Below are 14,626 nucleotides of genomic sequence, written 5' to 3'. Positions count from 1 at the left end.
CTGACAAAACTAAATTTTTTTAATTTTTATTACAATGACAAAACCATTGTCATTGTATGCTTGATATATAGCATGATGTTGATCGACTATAGATTTGAAAAGAGCAAGGCCGATACCTGATCCCGCAATATGCTGCTGTCCTTTTGCACGGTAGAAGCGGTCGAAAACATAAGGGAGAGCTTCGTCAGGTACACCTGAGCCATTATCTCTGACAGTCAGGAACGTATCTGATCCAACTGTCCTCAGAGTTAAATAAATCTGGACATCTGCATGATTATATTTTCTGGCATTATCAGTCAGAATATAAATCAGTCGTTTAAGTGCCTGACTGTCTCCTAGTATAAAAATGTCAGGTTCAACAGATGAATTGATTCTTAACTTTCTGGCGTTATCCTCACAGAGCTCAGAGAGATTGAGCGGTTTCAGATTAACGACTTTAGACAACAAGGTAAGGTCAGTGATCAGTGAAGACATATCAGTGATCTCACTGCGCATATCCTCTAAGGCATTCTGACTTTCAGAGGACAGTTTTTTTCCGTCATACAATTTGATGACATCAGTTGCGGCTTGCATAACAGCAAGTGGTGTTTTCAGTTCGTGAGTGGCGTCTTGAATAAACTGCTGCTCTCGTTGAATACCTTCTGTGTAAGGTTCAATAGCCCGCTTGGCAAACGAATAGCTGACTAGTGCAATGAGGAGCACGTAAAGAATAACAAGACTGAACAGCGTTGTACGTAGCTGTTTCAATCCATGATAGGCTTCTGTAGAATCATGAATTGTGTAGATCCAGTAAGTCTTTGACGGCGTTTTGATAGCCATGCTGGCGACAGTGAAATATCGTTCGTCAATAAAGTAAAGCTGATGATTCAACTGATATGGCGGTAAGCGCTGATATAGATTCTTAATCAGTGGCTGGCCAAATTGTGAAGACTTGACGATATGTTTGCCGTCAGTAATGAAATAAAGCACGGCTTCATCGTCTGAAGAAGGGTCTTCTAAAGATAATTTTGGTCCTGAAGCCGTATTGATAAAATGCTCATCTTTCTCTTCCGCAAGTTTCTGACGAGACTCTAATTGCTGCTGATAGTGAATGCTCGATGACAGACTGAAATAAGCGATAAGTGAAAAAGAAATAAGAAGCAGAAAAATAAGAGCCGCAAAGAATATAAATAAGCGTTTCAACTGATTATTCACTAAGTTGATATCCTATATTTCTGCTGGCTTTGATTTTGACAGGATTAATTTTTTTACGTAGACGACCGATTAATACTTCGATTGCATTTTCACTGACATCACCATCCAGTTGCCAGATTTTATCTAAAATCAGTTCTTTTGAAATTGTCCCGTGCTGATAATGAAGAAGTAACTCGAGCAGGAGATGTTCTTTATGAGTCAAAGTTAGCGTCTGCTTATCGAGTGTAATTAACCCATTTTCAGTGTTAAGAACAAGCGGGCCAAACGTAATAAAAGAAGTAATACGTTTTTCTGCACGTCTATTCAGTGCCATCATACGCATATTCAGTTCTTCTATATCGAATGGCTTCGTGATATAGTCGTCTGCACCTTGTATGAATCCGACCAGCTTATCATCTATCTCACCTTTGGCAGTGAGCAGAATAATAGGGGTATTAATACGTTCTGACCGCAATTCGGCGATGATTTCCAGACCACTTAGAGTGGGAAGCACCCAGTCAATCAGCAGGATATCCGGAGAAGCGGCACGGGCATATTCGAGGCCATCAGCACCATCTGCCTGCCAGTTAACGGTATGATGTTTCTTTTCAAGCAGCATCTTCGTCATCCTGCCTAATCTCAAATCATCTTCAATCAGTAATATATTCATCTATCTCACCCCTATCAAAAAAACAGCAGATCAGTCTGTTGCTTGTTCACCTATAATTCTTACTTCCGGCTGTAGTTCCACGCCAGCATGGTCACGGACAGTTTTCTGGACATAAGCAATAATTTCCTCGTAATCTGTGGCGGTGCCATTATCGACATTGACGATAAAGCCGGCGTGTTTTGTACTGACTTCGACTCCTCCGATACGATGACCTTGCAGACCCGCCTGCTGAATCAGCTGGCCAGCAAAGTGTCCCGGTGGTCTTCTGAAGACGCTGCCGCACGAAGGATATTCAAGGGGTTGTTTTTCCTCACGGCGCTGCGTCAGGTCGTCCATCTTGGCTTGGATGTCAGCGATATCGCCGCGTTCCAAACAGAAGGTAGCTTCAAGAATGACAAGGTGCTGACTCTGTATAGAACTTGTTCTGTAATCCAGTTCCAGCTCTTCTTTAGTGAGGGTCAGGATGTCGCCCTCTTCATTAACCACTTTAGCGTGAGCGATGCAATCTTTTACTTCACCGCCGTATGCACCTGCATTCATATAGACAGCGCCGCCAATTGAGCCGGGAATACCGCAGGCAAACTCCAGGCCGGTCAGATGATGGTCACGTGCAGTTCTTGAGACATCGATAATCGCAGCACCGCTTCCTGCGGTAATCTGTTCACCTTTAATCTGGACATCTGTGAGGTTGAGTAGACTGAGAACAATGCCGCGGATGCCACCGTCACGGATGATGATATTTGAACCGTTACCTAAAAAAGTGACCGGAACATCATATTTTCTGGCAAATTTCATCACCGTACTGACCTCTTCGTAACGGTTCGGTGAAATATAGAGATCGGCATGGCCGCCGGTTTTAGTATAGGTGTATTTCTTCAGAGGTTCGTCTACTTTAATCAGCTCATTTGGAACGAGAGTAGAGAGTTCTTCTAGTAATGTCTTATCAATCATGGCGTTCGCCCTTTCGTACAATCTTAATAATCATTATAGCAATTTTAATGCTTATTTGCGATACGTAGTCTGAACCAGTTTGCTTTTGCTGATTCATAGTCTTTCTGGGAAAGATGCCTGATCTTTTCTTTATATGATCTGAATTCTGCGGCCAGAGCCTCAGATTCGGCAAGCATGTTCTGAGCTTCCAGATAGATGCGCGCTTTATTGCCGTTATTTTCCACAATATGAAGACGACATTTCTCTTTCAGTGAAATCAGATCATGAAATTCGCTGAAGACACATTTTTTGTGATAAGGGTGGTGAAGTCTATAAAATCCTGATTGATTCAGTCTCTTCTCATCGAGGGTGGTCATGGCATGTAAATTAGGGACAATCACTAGGATATCCATAATCCCTTCGTCACCTAAAGCAGTACTGCCGATATGGCGAACATCTATTACAGGTGAATCCAGAAGGTCCAACAGTATACGGCGTTTATTATCAAATTGATTCTGAATATCAGTCATGAAATAACCTCTGTCATAATTTAGTATTTGTATTGCTGTACGGTTTAGTTATAATAGGAAGAGCAAGGAGTAGATATATGAATATAAAATGCTATAGTCTAATGCTGTTCGCTATTATTTTTTTAGTAGGATGCGGCAATAGTCTGCATGCCGATATAAAAGATTATAAGATGCAGATGAAAGATGTTCAATCTGAAGAAAAGAAATTAGTGAAATATATTGATGAGCTGGCACTGGATAAAGTTGATCAGCTGATAGGTTCAGAAGTGACAGATCAGAAAAAAAAGAATTTGCAGCAAAAAGAGCAGGCAATTGAAAAAAAAGTCCTGCCTCAACTGATAGTATATGAGAATAAGATGAATAAAGTGAAAGTGGATAATCCTGAAATACAGGATGTCCATGATATTTATATCAATAACTTTGATGAGAAAAAAACGTTTATCAACAACATCCATGACTATATCTCACTTTATAATGATTCAATAGAATCAAATGAAGAAATTCTGGGTTACACACAGATATTCGAAAAAAATAAAAAAACAAGTGAGAAATACGCAGCAGCCGCTTCAGAAAATAAAAGGGAAGCAAAGGATTTCAATAAATTGTCTCAGACCATCAACAATAATAACGAAGCACTTAAAAAGCATGTGGAAGAATTGATGAATATTTCAGAAACATCAAAACGGATGGCTTTTATCGACATTCAGCTGATTCCGTTGATCAACGGTCATATCCAGATGCTCAATCAAATGCATATGACTTCTGAGAATACGCTGCATTTAAGACAGGCACAGCTTGAGATCTATTACAGCTTAATCAGCTATTATAAAGAGCGTAAAACAGCGATGCAAATAGAAGAAAAACTGAGAAAACTACCTGTTCAGACCATCCTGTCAAAAGCCAGGGAAATTAAGACGGTAGATGATAAATACTATCAGACATTAAAAAAACTTGAAGAGCAGAACTAACTCTTCAAGTTATTTATTCCTTAAGTTAGACAAGTAAATATTGCGAGCAATCACAGTTACAACCCAGATACCGAATGCAGTAATAGTCACCCATGATAAAGTGGCGTTTTTCTGAAAGTCTATGACGAACAGGCAGACCGCAATCAGCAGACATGTATTAATCGTGTCAAGCATACTCCAGCGTTTAACGGGAAGTGGGGGCTTGGCCATAATATCCCTCCTTTTTTATTTAGATTATAACATGACTATTTAAAGCGACGTGGGGTATTAAATAAATAAGATAAAGAGTTAACCAATGAAGAGGTGAAAGAATGGTTATTAAATTAAATAGTATTGAACAATTCGAACAGACCATCCAGGATCATGATAAAGTCTTTGTGATGAAGCATTCCCTGACATGTCCGATTTCCTTGAATGCTTATGATCAATTTAACAATTTTCTGTATGAGCGTGATATGGACGGGTATTATCTGACCGTGCAGGAAGCGAGAGAACTTTCAAATTATATCGCTGAAAAGACCGGTATCAAACATGAATCACCACAAGTCTTCTACTTTGTAGACCAGCAGGTTGCATGGCATGACTCACACAATCATATTACGGTGTCTTCATTATCAGCAGCAGAAGAATAAAAAGGGATAACTGATAGCTTAGCTATTGGTTATTTATTTTTAAAGGAGATTATGATGAATATATTAGTTGCGATAGATCGTTTCGAAGATATATTAACTTCAGGAGAAGCGTCCAGTTATATTGAAGAAGGTGTGAAAACAGTATATCCTAATGCAAATGTGATCAGTGTGCCTTTGTTTGATGGTCAGAAACACTTAATAGAAGGAATATTATCCTGGCAGCAGGGCATCAAGTACAACTGGCAGATTCAAGATGCCAATCTCAGACAGCGAGAGGTGACAGCAGCCCTTATCCATGACTGTCTCTATATTGACTGTTCGCGTGTATTCAGCCAGACAGCTGATCTGCTGGATACTTCTTCGTATGGACTCGGTCAGATGATATTAAATGGTCTAGATCTTGGCTATCGTTCTTTTACCATTGCGCTAGGGGAGTCACAGGTTTATGACTACGGTATCGGAATGCTTGAGAAACTCGGTGCTGTTTTCTTTGATATAGATGACCATAAAATGACGGGTCCGCTTTCTTCAGCACATATCAAACACGTCAGAAGAATAGATTTGAGTGGACTGGATGACCGACTGTCAGAGAGTACATTTAAAGTCATCAGCGATCTTGATTATTATCTTTTTGGTAACAAAAGCCAGGTGGCAGATTCTATAATAGAAGATGCTGTAAAAATGACCATTGATAATAACATCTGGTATTTAAATGAGCAGTATAAAAAAGCGGGTCTGTCTGTTAATCCGAAAAATGGCGGCCATGCAGGTGGACTGAGAAGTATTTTTGAAAGTCTGTTTGATGCACGGATTCTATCGTCAAAAGATATGATTTTTGAGGAAACCAGTCTGAAGGACCTTCTTGATGAGGCAGATGCTGTCATATACGGCGGAGGAACCGTCAGACCATCTGAAAGTTCACTTGTCGCCCAGGCGATCACTCAAAAAGCAGGTCCTCAGCTTTATATTTACTTATCGGCCGGACAGCAGTTTGCGCCGCCGAGTGAAGCCGTGCATTTTCTGAATATCTATCCGGATATGTCAACTGACACGGATAAACTAAAGCTTGGGATACAGCTGCAGAACAGTATTAAAACAATACTTGCTATAGCAAAAAAATAGAAGCCACTGACTGATCAGTGGCTTCTTTTTATGCGCGTTCTTCAAATTTTCTGATGATACCAACGATATGATGAACTGATTTCTCCATATCATCGATTGAAACGTATTCGTAAGGGCCATGGAAGTTTTCAGCCCCTGTGAACAGGTTAGGGGTCGGCAGTCCCATATAAGAAAGCTGTGAACCATCTGTTCCACCGCGAATCGGTTCGACAATCGGTTCAATATCAAGTTCCTTCATCACTTCAAGCGGGATATCAATCAACTCTGGATAAGGCTTGATTTTCTCACCCATATTGAAGTACTGGTCGTGAATATCGATCTGAACAGCATCTTCTCCATATGTCTCTGCAATTGTTTTAGCTGCTTGTGTCATTATTTCTTTACGTGCATTGAATTTTTCTTTATCGTGGTCACGGATAATGTAAGAGAGAGAAGCAGCCTCGACAGAACCAGTCATCTCAACCAAATGATAGAATCCTTCGTAGTTCTCTGTCCGTTCAGGTACTTCGTCTTCTGGCAGCTGGTGATGAAAGGCCATAGCCAGTGCTTGTGCATTCACCATCTTATCTTTCGCAGAACCCGGATGCACATTGACGCCTTTAAATTGGACGTCCACACCCGCTGCATTAAAGCTTTCAAACTGCAGTTCACCACGACGACCCCCGTCAATCGTATAGGCAAATTCAGCGCCAAAACGTTCAACGTCGAAGTGGTGAGGACCACGACCGATTTCCTCATCTGGTGTAAAGGCGAAGCGGATAGTCCCATGCTTGATTTCTGGATGATTCTGCAGGTAGATAATGGTTTCCATGATTTCCGTGATACCTGCTTTATTATCAGCACCGAGTAACGTTGTGCCGTCAGTTGTCATCAAAGTATGGCCAGTGTAGTACTGAAGTTCTGGAAACTTATCTTTAGAGATGACTAATCCACTTTTTAAGGTGATATCAGCGCCGTCATAAGACTCGATCATCTGTGGTTTAACGTGTGTACCTGTAAAATCTGTCGCTGTATCCACATGTGCCAGTAGACCGAGAACCGGTACTTTTTTATCGGTATTCGACGGCAGTGTCGCCATCAAATAGCCTTGATTATCGACTGAGACTTCAAGACCTAGCGCTTTAATCTCACTTTCCAGTAAGTGCAGTAAATCCCACTGTTTCTCTGTAGATGGTGTTGTCGTGCTTGCGGCATCTGATTGTGTATCAATTTGGACATAACGACTTAGACGGTCGATTAATGCTTGTTTCATTTGAACCCCTCCCTTGTTATCCCCTTATTATAACGAATTTTGTCTTCTGCGAACATATCTGCGCGCTCTGAAGAAGGAATGGAAAATCATTTCAGCGACGATCAGCCCGAAAGCGATAGCACCGGATATCAGTGCAACCTTAATACCATTCTGAATGGCTGTATCATAGTCATTGATGATCAGATTTTTTGTTGCGTCATAAGCAAGGCCACCTGGGACAAGAGGAATGATACCGGCCACATAGAAGATGATGACCGGCTGTTTATAATACCGGCTCATCAGATGGGCCATGACGCCAAGAAGAAGCGCTCCCGCAAATGAAGCGGTCACAGCTGAGACGTCGTAAGTGAAGAGGACATAGTAGACTATCCAGCCGACTGCACCAACAAAGCCACATGGCAGCAGGAGCTTCCTAGGTGCATTGAAAACAATTGCGAAGAAAATAGTCGCAAAGAAGCTCGTGATAAACTGCAGGATGAACCAGAGAATTTCTAAAGTAAAATCAGACATACTGCAACCCCCGTTCCTATTGCGAATGCGGTCAGACTGGCTTCGACGCCTTTAACGGCACCGGCGAGAAGGTGCGCTGCCATGAGATCCCGAATGGCGTTCGTAATGAGAACCCCGGGCACAAGCGGCATCACAGCAGAAATAATCACTTTATTCAAGGAGACACCGCCTAAAAAATTGACTGCGAGTAGAGCGGTCATCGCAATAACAAATGCGCCGGCAAATTCAGCGAAGAATTTCAAGCGGGTATGCTCCTGAATGAATTCAGCAACCATCAGCCCGATACCTCCCGCTATAACACTTGGAACGATATCTCTGAAATCTCCGTTGAACATAATCAGAAACAGGCCGCTGACAATAGCCGCTGATAACATGCGCAGCCAGTAAGGAAAGTGCTTATTGGAGTCAGATAGATCCTGAAGCGCATCATGTGCGGTCTCGAGTGACAATATATCCGCTGTAATGGCACGTGATATTTCATTCGTTTCTACGATTTTTTCGAGGTCTGTCGTTCTTGATAAGACCCGAAGCAGCCTTGACGGAGACTCTGTAGAAGCAGAGAAAATGATGGCGGTAGGTGTGACAAAGCTATGGGTGGAATGAAGCCCATAGTGTCTCGCAATTCGTGTCATAGTATCTTCGACGCGGTACGTTTCTGCACCGCTTTCAAGTAAGATCTTACCGGCGAGTAAAACAACGGCGACCACTTTGTTTTCATCTATCTGATTCATTTTGACCTCCTTGTTCATAAAAAAATAACAGAAAGGAGACTTTCTGTTATTTAATAATTGGATTGAACATCACTGTGTCGCGTCCTTGTTCTTTAGCAGCATGAAGCGTATCATCTGCATCTTTAAAGATTTTGCGATGCGATTTGATATCCTTTTCTTGAAGATACCCAACACCGATGGATACAGTCAAGGAAATTGTTTCTTTATTGGGTAAATGAAAGGCAGAATTTTTGACGCCTTTACGAATACTCTCAGCGAGCTTAATCGCAGCGTCAAGAGTGACATCTGTCAGAATAACGGAAAATTCTTCACCGCCGTTACGATAAGCTTTCATGGTTCTAGGGATATAGTTTGTCAGGACCTGTCCCATCTGTCTTAAAACGGCGTCTCCTGCATTATGGCCGTAAGCATCATTAACGTCTTTAAAGCCGTCGATGTCTATCAGTAAAAGAGCAATCGTGCGGTGCTCAGCTTCGTAGCTCAGTTTATTAAGTGAGCGGTCAAATTCTCTGACGTTGCCGAGCCCTGTCAAATAATCCATCGTCTTTTCATTTTCATAGCGCTGAATCAATTGAGAAATTCGCCATATATCCACAAACATCAGGCTGCTGCAGATTGACAGAATAAAAGAAGAACAGAATATGAGAATGAAATACTCTAACGGGTTATTTAAATCTCTGAAATACAGACTTGCTGCAATAATAGCGAGACTGATAGCTGTCAGCCACTGGATGCTGACAAAGTGTGAATAGGATAGAAACGGGCCTATCATCCCTGTGACAGCTGCAATGATAAGGAGGATAATCGCAATATCCAGATCGTAGCCAAGCCAGAAGACAGCAACCAGACTGGTCACGACAGCACCGACCATCGTATAGATAAAGTTAGTGTAGCGAGCAAGAAATAATAAAGGAACAAATGCAAGAACAAAAGTGACCTCATCGAACTGAAGTGGATTAGTCAATAACAGACAGCTGATAAATGTCATCAGCATGGTTATATAGTTTTTTGAAAAGACGATTTCTTTTTCTTCAAAAAACTGCAGGCGGTGAAAAAGATAGAATCCACTGATTGTAATAGCAACGTTAAATATCAGGCTCTCAATCATGTGGCACATCCTTAGTCATAAAGTTTTTCTCTTTTGAGAATCCACGTCCAATGATATCAGAGGCACTGAGGAAGACGGTGAAGGCATCAATGTTTTCGTCATTGATGACCTGCTTGAAATAAATCGCTTCCCGTTGCTCCATGACAGAAAACAGTAACGCTTTCTCTGCACCGGTGAAACCACCCATGGAATTGATTTTCGTATAACCCCGTTCTACAGTGTCATAAATCAGCTGGCCGACAACAGCTTCCTGGTCTGTGATGATGAAGACGAGCTTGTTATCGCCTGCTTTCAGTTCGACGAAATCAATGACCTTGCTTGTCACATAAATTGACATCAAAGCATAAAGGGCAGACTCAAAGCTCAGAACAAATGCACTCATCAGTACAACGACCGCATCAACGATCAGCTGACAGAAACCGCTGGATAACGACGTATATTTTTTGACGATCTGAGCAAGGGTTGCGGTGCCTCCTGTTGAGCCTTTACCCCGGTAAACGAGGCCGAGCCCTATACCGAGAACGATACCCCCGTATATCGCACCAAGCAGTGAATTATGCACTCCGTGAACAACAAAATCTTTCGAGATAAAAATAAAGAAGGGGATCAGGAAAGTCGCAATAGCTGTCTTCAGACTGAACGAACGTCCGAGAATAATCCATCCGGCAATAAAGATGGGGATATTAATGAGAGCCTGTGTCAAATAAGGCTGAATATGAAACGCATTATAAAGGATGGTACTAACACCAGATATACCACCTGCTGCTATCTCAGAAGGGAGCAGGAAAAAGTTATAGCTGATACCGACTAAAATAGAGCCCATAATCATATAGAAGTAATCTCTTAAAACCGGATTTTTCATATAATCCTCCTTCTTAAAAATTGTATTTTTTCATTAACCGTCTTATTATGAGTCATAAATGACCATTCGTCAATGTGACCAGGCGTCTTAATAAATATTTAATATAATTCCTAGTTGAATACGATTATGCTATATTTAAAGATAAGATAAACCTCGAGGTGGTCTATGTTTACCTTAAAGCTGATTCTTATTACAGCAGCTATTTCATTCTGTCTGACACCGCTTTTAATCTGGGTCTCGCCCTATATCGGTGCAATGGACAAACCTAATATACGTAAAGTTCATAAAGCGCCTGTTTCCGTTATCGGTGGACTGGCACTTCTTATCTCATTTTTAATCGGTATTAAAATTGCGCAGCCGATAGAAGAGGAGATCGTACCGTTAGTGATTGGTGCTATCCTCATTAATTTGCTCGGCCTTATTGATGATATATTTGATTTAAAACCTATCGTTAAACTGATCGGTCAGATTTTAATCAGTCTGGTCGTTGTCTATCACGGGATTACGATTGACTTGATCACGTTACCGTTTGGTGTCATTATCCAGTTCGGTGTTCTCAGTGTCCCTGTGACGATTCTCTGGATAGTCGCCGTGACAAATGCCATCAATTTAGTGGATGGACTCGATGGACTGGCGTCGGGTGTCTCCATGATTGCACTTGGTACTATCGGTCTCATTGCTATTTTTCAGGGCAACATTTTTATTTTAATGATCTGTAGCGTACTGATTGGTTCTCTGCTCGGTTTTATTCGCTATAATTTTTATCCGGCTAAGATCTTTCTAGGTGACAACGGCGCTTTGATGCTCGGCTTTATTATCGGTGTCCTCAGTCTGCTTGGGTTCAAGAATATCACGCTGATCTCCCTCTTATTCCCGATTATTATTTTAGGTGTGCCGTTCATCGATATGGTATTCGCGATGATCAGACGTTACATGAAAGGACAACCGGTCATGCAGGCGGATAAGTCTCATCTGCATCATAAATTACTCGATCATGGATACTCACATCCACAGACCGTTATCCTGATTTATTCTATAGCACTGCTATTCAGTTCGGCATCTGTCATTCTCTATCTATCAACTAATGTGGGCGCTATAGTCATGACACTACTTATTTTATTTACAATTGAAATGATTGTTGAGTTTACCGGATTAATTGATGATAACTATAAGCCGTTCATCAAGCTCTGCCGAAAAATCATTAAATAGCTAGATTGGAAAAGGAAGCATGAGTTCTGCTTCTTTTTTTATTTGCCCTTGTCCCTGTGTATTCTCACTGACAAAGTTTTCGAATTTTTCTGTGTCTTCAGCAGTCACATGGATGCTGTAAGTCACTTTGTCTGTATACGTCTGACCGACAACTTCATAAGGCTGGTCCGCTATATCGTATTCAAAACGGCCCGTCTGATCATAGTTTAAAGTCACTTCATAAAGTATGGCATTCTGGATTCTTACTTTACCGGCTGCTTTGATGGCGTCTGTTACACCTGACTGATAAGCACGAATGAGCCCGCCTGTACCGAGTTTGATGCCGCCAAAGTAACGCGTGACAATAGCGACAACATTATGGACATCTTCTTTTTTGAGTGTCTCAAGCATAGGAACGCCTGCTGTACCAGAGGGTTCACCGTCATCACTTGCCTTCTGTATCTGATGCTGATCACCTATCGTGTAGGCAGAGCAGTTATGATTCGCGGACTTATGCAGCGATTTGATTTCAGCTATTCGCTTCTTCGCTTCTTCCTCGTCCTCTACTTTAAATAAGTAAGTAATAAAACGTGATTTACTGATCAGTTCTTCTGTTTCAAAGTCCTGTTTAATCGTAATATAGTTCTCCATTAAGCATTCCTCCATATTCTTTTTCAGTATAGTCAACTTGCAACACATCAACAATGCTTTAACTTTATTTTTAGGATAAAAATGGTATGATACACTTGTGGGGAACTGTAAGGAGGGAAGTCATGAAAATTGCAGTATTAACAGATTCAACCGCAAATATCAGCGACGAAATGAAAGAACGTTATCACATTCATGAAGTTTATCTGAATGTCTTATTTCATGGACAGGCTTACCGTGAAAATGTAGATATGTCCAAGGAGGAATTCTACAGCAGAATGCGTACAGAAAGTGAACTGCCGACGACCAGCCAGCCAGCGGTCGGTGAGTACGTGGATAAACTGGAAGAACTGAAAGCAGCAGGTTACACAGATGTTATCGCTGTGCATTTATCCAGTGGTATCAGCGGTACGTATCAGAGTGCTATTACAGCAGGCGATATGGTGGAAGGCATCAACGTTCATGCCGTGGATTCAGAAATTTCACTGACACCACAGGCTTTTCTGTGCTTCAGAGCTGCTCAGATGATTGAAGAAGGCGCTTCTATTGATGAGATAGTGGCAGAACTTCAGTCGATGGTTAGAAATCATGTCGCCTATTTCATGGTCAATGATCTGAAGAACCTTAAAAAGGGTGGCCGTTTAACAGGGGCTCAAGCCTTTGTTGGCAGTATGCTGCAAGTTAAGCCGATTCTGCATTTTGTAGAGACTAAAATAGTTGCTGCAGAAAAAGTCAGAACGAAAAAGAAAGCACTGAAACGCATTGAAGAATTGATGGCGGAATTTCTGGACGGTGAAACAACAGCAACAGGGTGTGTTCTACATGCGAATGCAGAAGAAGAAGCGCTTGAATGGCTGAAAGATGTTCAGAAGAGATTCCCGGATATTCATTTCATCGTAGCAGATGTAACGCCGGTTATCGCGACTCACTTAGGTGAAGGTGCGATGGCACTTGGCATGGTTAAACGTGATTTAAAATTGTAAACTGTTTTTATTCTTAATATTTTATGACAGCACACTTATTTAAGTGTGCTTTTTTATTTGGAGGAGAAAATGAGCTTACTTATAGAAGGGAAAGCAATTCAAGGTGTAAAAGATGAACGCTGTCACTACTGTATGAATGAAGAAAAGGAACTGTTTCATCAGTTCTATCATCACCGCTTTGAAAAAGCAGTCATTTACTGCCGGGCCTGCATTCGCATGACATACTCTTCAACGGAGACATTCTATGATTTACTAGAGCTGCCTGATGTTGTTGATGATGTCGAATATCAGCTGGACTTTGAGCTGACCGACCAGCAGCAATATGCCAGTCATGAAATAGTGGAAACAGTGATAAAAGGAGGCAGAAAGCTACTTCATGCGGTCACGGGTGCAGGGAAGACGGAGATGATTATAGAAGGAATAAAAGTAGCGCGGCAGAACGGGCAAAGCGTTGCACTGGTCTCTCCGCGTGTAGATGTCGTCAAGGAGCTTTTTCTGCGGATGAGTGATTACTTTAATACAGAGATAGATGTTCTTTATCAGGGACAGACACTTAAGTACAGCAGTACTTTTGTCATCAGTACCGTCCAGCAGCTGGTCAAGTATCAGCACCATTTCGGACTGGTGATTGTCGATGAAGTGGATGCATTTCCCTTACCGATGGATGAACGACTTCAAAAGACGATAGAACGTGCCGCTGAAAAAGATGCCGCTATTATTTATCTGACAGCGACGCCCCCAAAGAAGATGCAAAAGGATATGCAAGATGTGACAGTTGTTCTGCCCGCAAGATATCATAGGAGACCTTTGCCTGTTCCGAGTTACAAATATCTGTCGAAGAGGCGGCTGATGAAAGGAGGATTGACTCCTTTTCTGAAACGACGGCCTGACACTTATCTGCTGGTCTTTTTCAACAATATCTCGGATATGGAGAAAGCAGCAGAAGTATATAGCGACTTCAGTCCGGTGACAGTTTATGCTTCTGATGCCTTGAGACATGAAAAAGTTGAAGCCATTCGGGCTGGACATCACGCCATCATATTTACGACAACCATCCTGGAACGCGGCTTTACGATGGCAAATCTGGATGTCTACGTCATAGGGGCAGAATCCTATACAGCTGAATGTCTGGTCCAGATGTCCGGACGGGTCGATCGCAAGTTTATACCTTATGACGGAACGGTCAAATTCTTTCATGATGGTGTCTCAAGAGATATGCAGCTAGCTGTAAAGGAAATCAGGACGATGAATCTGAATGCGAAGAAAAGAGGGTGGATCGACTGAGGTGCCTGATCTGTTTTCAGCAAGTAAATGAAACC

17 protein-coding genes are annotated in these 14,626 nt (G+C 41.8%); 6 read left to right on the top strand and 11 right to left on the bottom strand.

The genetic code is table 11. The annotated features are described in order from the left end of the window. Positions 1–9 precede the first annotated feature (9 nt). From ERX27_RS00440 to ERX27_RS00425, 4 genes are read right to left on the bottom strand one after another with little or no spacing between them, the layout of a single operon-like run. Complete coding sequence (locus tag ERX27_RS00440) at positions 10–1,194, bottom strand: sensor histidine kinase (RefSeq protein ID WP_133430838.1); 1,185 nt, start codon at positions 1,192–1,194, stop codon at positions 10–12. Then, a complete protein-coding gene (locus ERX27_RS00435; protein ID WP_133430837.1) occupies positions 1,187–1,843 on the bottom strand; it encodes a response regulator transcription factor in 657 nt (218 codons plus the stop codon). Before ERX27_RS00435 ends, ERX27_RS00440 begins: the two co-directional genes overlap by 8 nt. A 30-nt stretch (positions 1,844–1,873) precedes the next feature. Continuing rightward, the gene (murB, locus tag ERX27_RS00430; protein ID WP_133430836.1) at positions 1,874–2,794 is read right to left on the bottom strand and encodes a UDP-N-acetylmuramate dehydrogenase; all 921 of its coding nucleotides are present in this window, start codon (positions 2,792–2,794) and stop codon (positions 1,874–1,876) included. Between the two features lie 44 nt (positions 2,795–2,838). After that, a complete protein-coding gene (locus tag ERX27_RS00425) occupies positions 2,839–3,303 on the bottom strand; it encodes a GrpB family protein (RefSeq protein WP_133430835.1) in 465 nt (154 codons plus the stop codon). Positions 3,304–3,380: 77 nt separating this feature from the next. Between ERX27_RS00425 and ERX27_RS00420 the strand changes: the two genes are divergently transcribed. Continuing rightward, on the top strand, positions 3,381–4,271 hold the full coding sequence (locus tag ERX27_RS00420; RefSeq protein WP_133430834.1) for an EMYY motif lipoprotein: 891 nt from the start codon (positions 3,381–3,383) through the stop codon (positions 4,269–4,271). A gap of 9 nt (positions 4,272–4,280) precedes the next feature. On the opposite strand, the gene ERX27_RS00415 is transcribed toward ERX27_RS00420, so the two are convergent. Next, positions 4,281–4,481 (bottom strand): hypothetical protein, encoded by a 201-nt coding sequence (locus tag ERX27_RS00415; protein WP_133430833.1) that lies wholly within the window; start codon positions 4,479–4,481, stop codon positions 4,281–4,283. Between the two features lie 101 nt (positions 4,482–4,582). On the opposite strand from ERX27_RS00415, the gene ytxJ reads away from it, so the two are divergent. Together ytxJ and ERX27_RS00405 are read left to right on the top strand one after the other, a co-directional pair. Continuing rightward, positions 4,583–4,903, top strand: a complete 321-nt coding sequence (gene ytxJ / locus ERX27_RS00410) for a bacillithiol system redox-active protein YtxJ (protein ID WP_133430832.1) — start codon at positions 4,583–4,585, stop codon at positions 4,901–4,903. A 54-nt stretch (positions 4,904–4,957) separates the two neighbouring features. Further along, complete coding sequence (locus ERX27_RS00405) at positions 4,958–6,025, top strand: glycerate kinase (protein WP_165983030.1); 1,068 nt, start codon at positions 4,958–4,960, stop codon at positions 6,023–6,025. 28 nt (positions 6,026–6,053) lie between these two features. Here ERX27_RS00405 and pepT read toward each other — a convergent pair whose 3' ends face one another. Genes pepT through ERX27_RS00380 form a run of 5 tightly spaced genes read right to left on the bottom strand, consistent with a single transcriptional unit; the run spans position 6,054 to position 10,488 of the window. Further along, positions 6,054–7,277 (bottom strand): peptidase T, encoded by a 1,224-nt coding sequence (gene pepT / locus ERX27_RS00400; RefSeq protein ID WP_133430830.1) that lies wholly within the window; start codon positions 7,275–7,277, stop codon positions 6,054–6,056. Positions 7,278–7,304: 27 nt separating this feature from the next. Next, positions 7,305–7,787 carry a threonine/serine exporter family protein gene (locus tag ERX27_RS00395; RefSeq protein ID WP_208001740.1) on the bottom strand — a complete coding sequence of 161 codons (483 nt, stop codon included), beginning with the start codon at positions 7,785–7,787 and terminating at the stop codon, positions 7,305–7,307. Then, on the bottom strand, positions 7,769–8,518 hold the full coding sequence (locus ERX27_RS00390) for a threonine/serine exporter family protein (protein ID WP_239035351.1): 750 nt from the start codon (positions 8,516–8,518) through the stop codon (positions 7,769–7,771). Before ERX27_RS00390 ends, ERX27_RS00395 begins: the two co-directional genes overlap by 19 nt. Before the next feature lie 46 nt (positions 8,519–8,564). Continuing rightward, complete coding sequence (gene gdpS / locus ERX27_RS00385) at positions 8,565–9,626, bottom strand: GGDEF domain-containing protein GdpS (protein ID WP_133430828.1); 1,062 nt, start codon at positions 9,624–9,626, stop codon at positions 8,565–8,567. Beyond that, entirely contained in the window at positions 9,619–10,488 is an 870-nt protein-coding gene (locus tag ERX27_RS00380) for a YitT family protein (protein WP_133430827.1), read from the bottom strand. Before ERX27_RS00380 ends, gdpS begins: the two co-directional genes overlap by 8 nt. A 165-nt stretch (positions 10,489–10,653) precedes the next feature. Between ERX27_RS00380 and ERX27_RS00375 the strand changes: the two genes are divergently transcribed. After that, on the top strand, positions 10,654–11,697 hold the full coding sequence (locus ERX27_RS00375) for a glycosyltransferase family 4 protein (RefSeq protein ID WP_133430826.1): 1,044 nt from the start codon (positions 10,654–10,656) through the stop codon (positions 11,695–11,697). Here the strand turns inward: ERX27_RS00375 and ERX27_RS00370 are convergent, their stop codons facing one another. Beyond that, a complete protein-coding gene (locus ERX27_RS00370) occupies positions 11,698–12,327 on the bottom strand; it encodes a YigZ family protein (protein ID WP_133430825.1) in 630 nt (209 codons plus the stop codon). Between the two features lie 122 nt (positions 12,328–12,449). On the opposite strand from ERX27_RS00370, the gene ERX27_RS00365 reads away from it, so the two are divergent. Both ERX27_RS00365 and ERX27_RS00360 read left to right on the top strand, forming a co-directional pair. After that, complete coding sequence (locus tag ERX27_RS00365) at positions 12,450–13,307, top strand: DegV family protein (RefSeq protein ID WP_133430824.1); 858 nt, start codon at positions 12,450–12,452, stop codon at positions 13,305–13,307. 69 nt (positions 13,308–13,376) lie between these two features. Continuing rightward, positions 13,377–14,591 (top strand): DEAD/DEAH box helicase family protein, encoded by a 1,215-nt coding sequence (locus ERX27_RS00360; RefSeq protein ID WP_133430823.1) that lies wholly within the window; start codon positions 13,377–13,379, stop codon positions 14,589–14,591. The last annotated feature ends 35 nt before the right edge of the window (positions 14,592–14,626 follow it).

Origin of the sequence: Macrococcus brunensis, from assembly GCF_004359615.1 — a bacterium.
Lineage (GTDB): Bacteria > Bacillota > Bacilli > Staphylococcales > Staphylococcaceae > Macrococcus > Macrococcus brunensis.
Note: the sequence above shows the minus strand (reverse complement) of the source record. Positions and strands in the feature narration are given on the sequence as shown.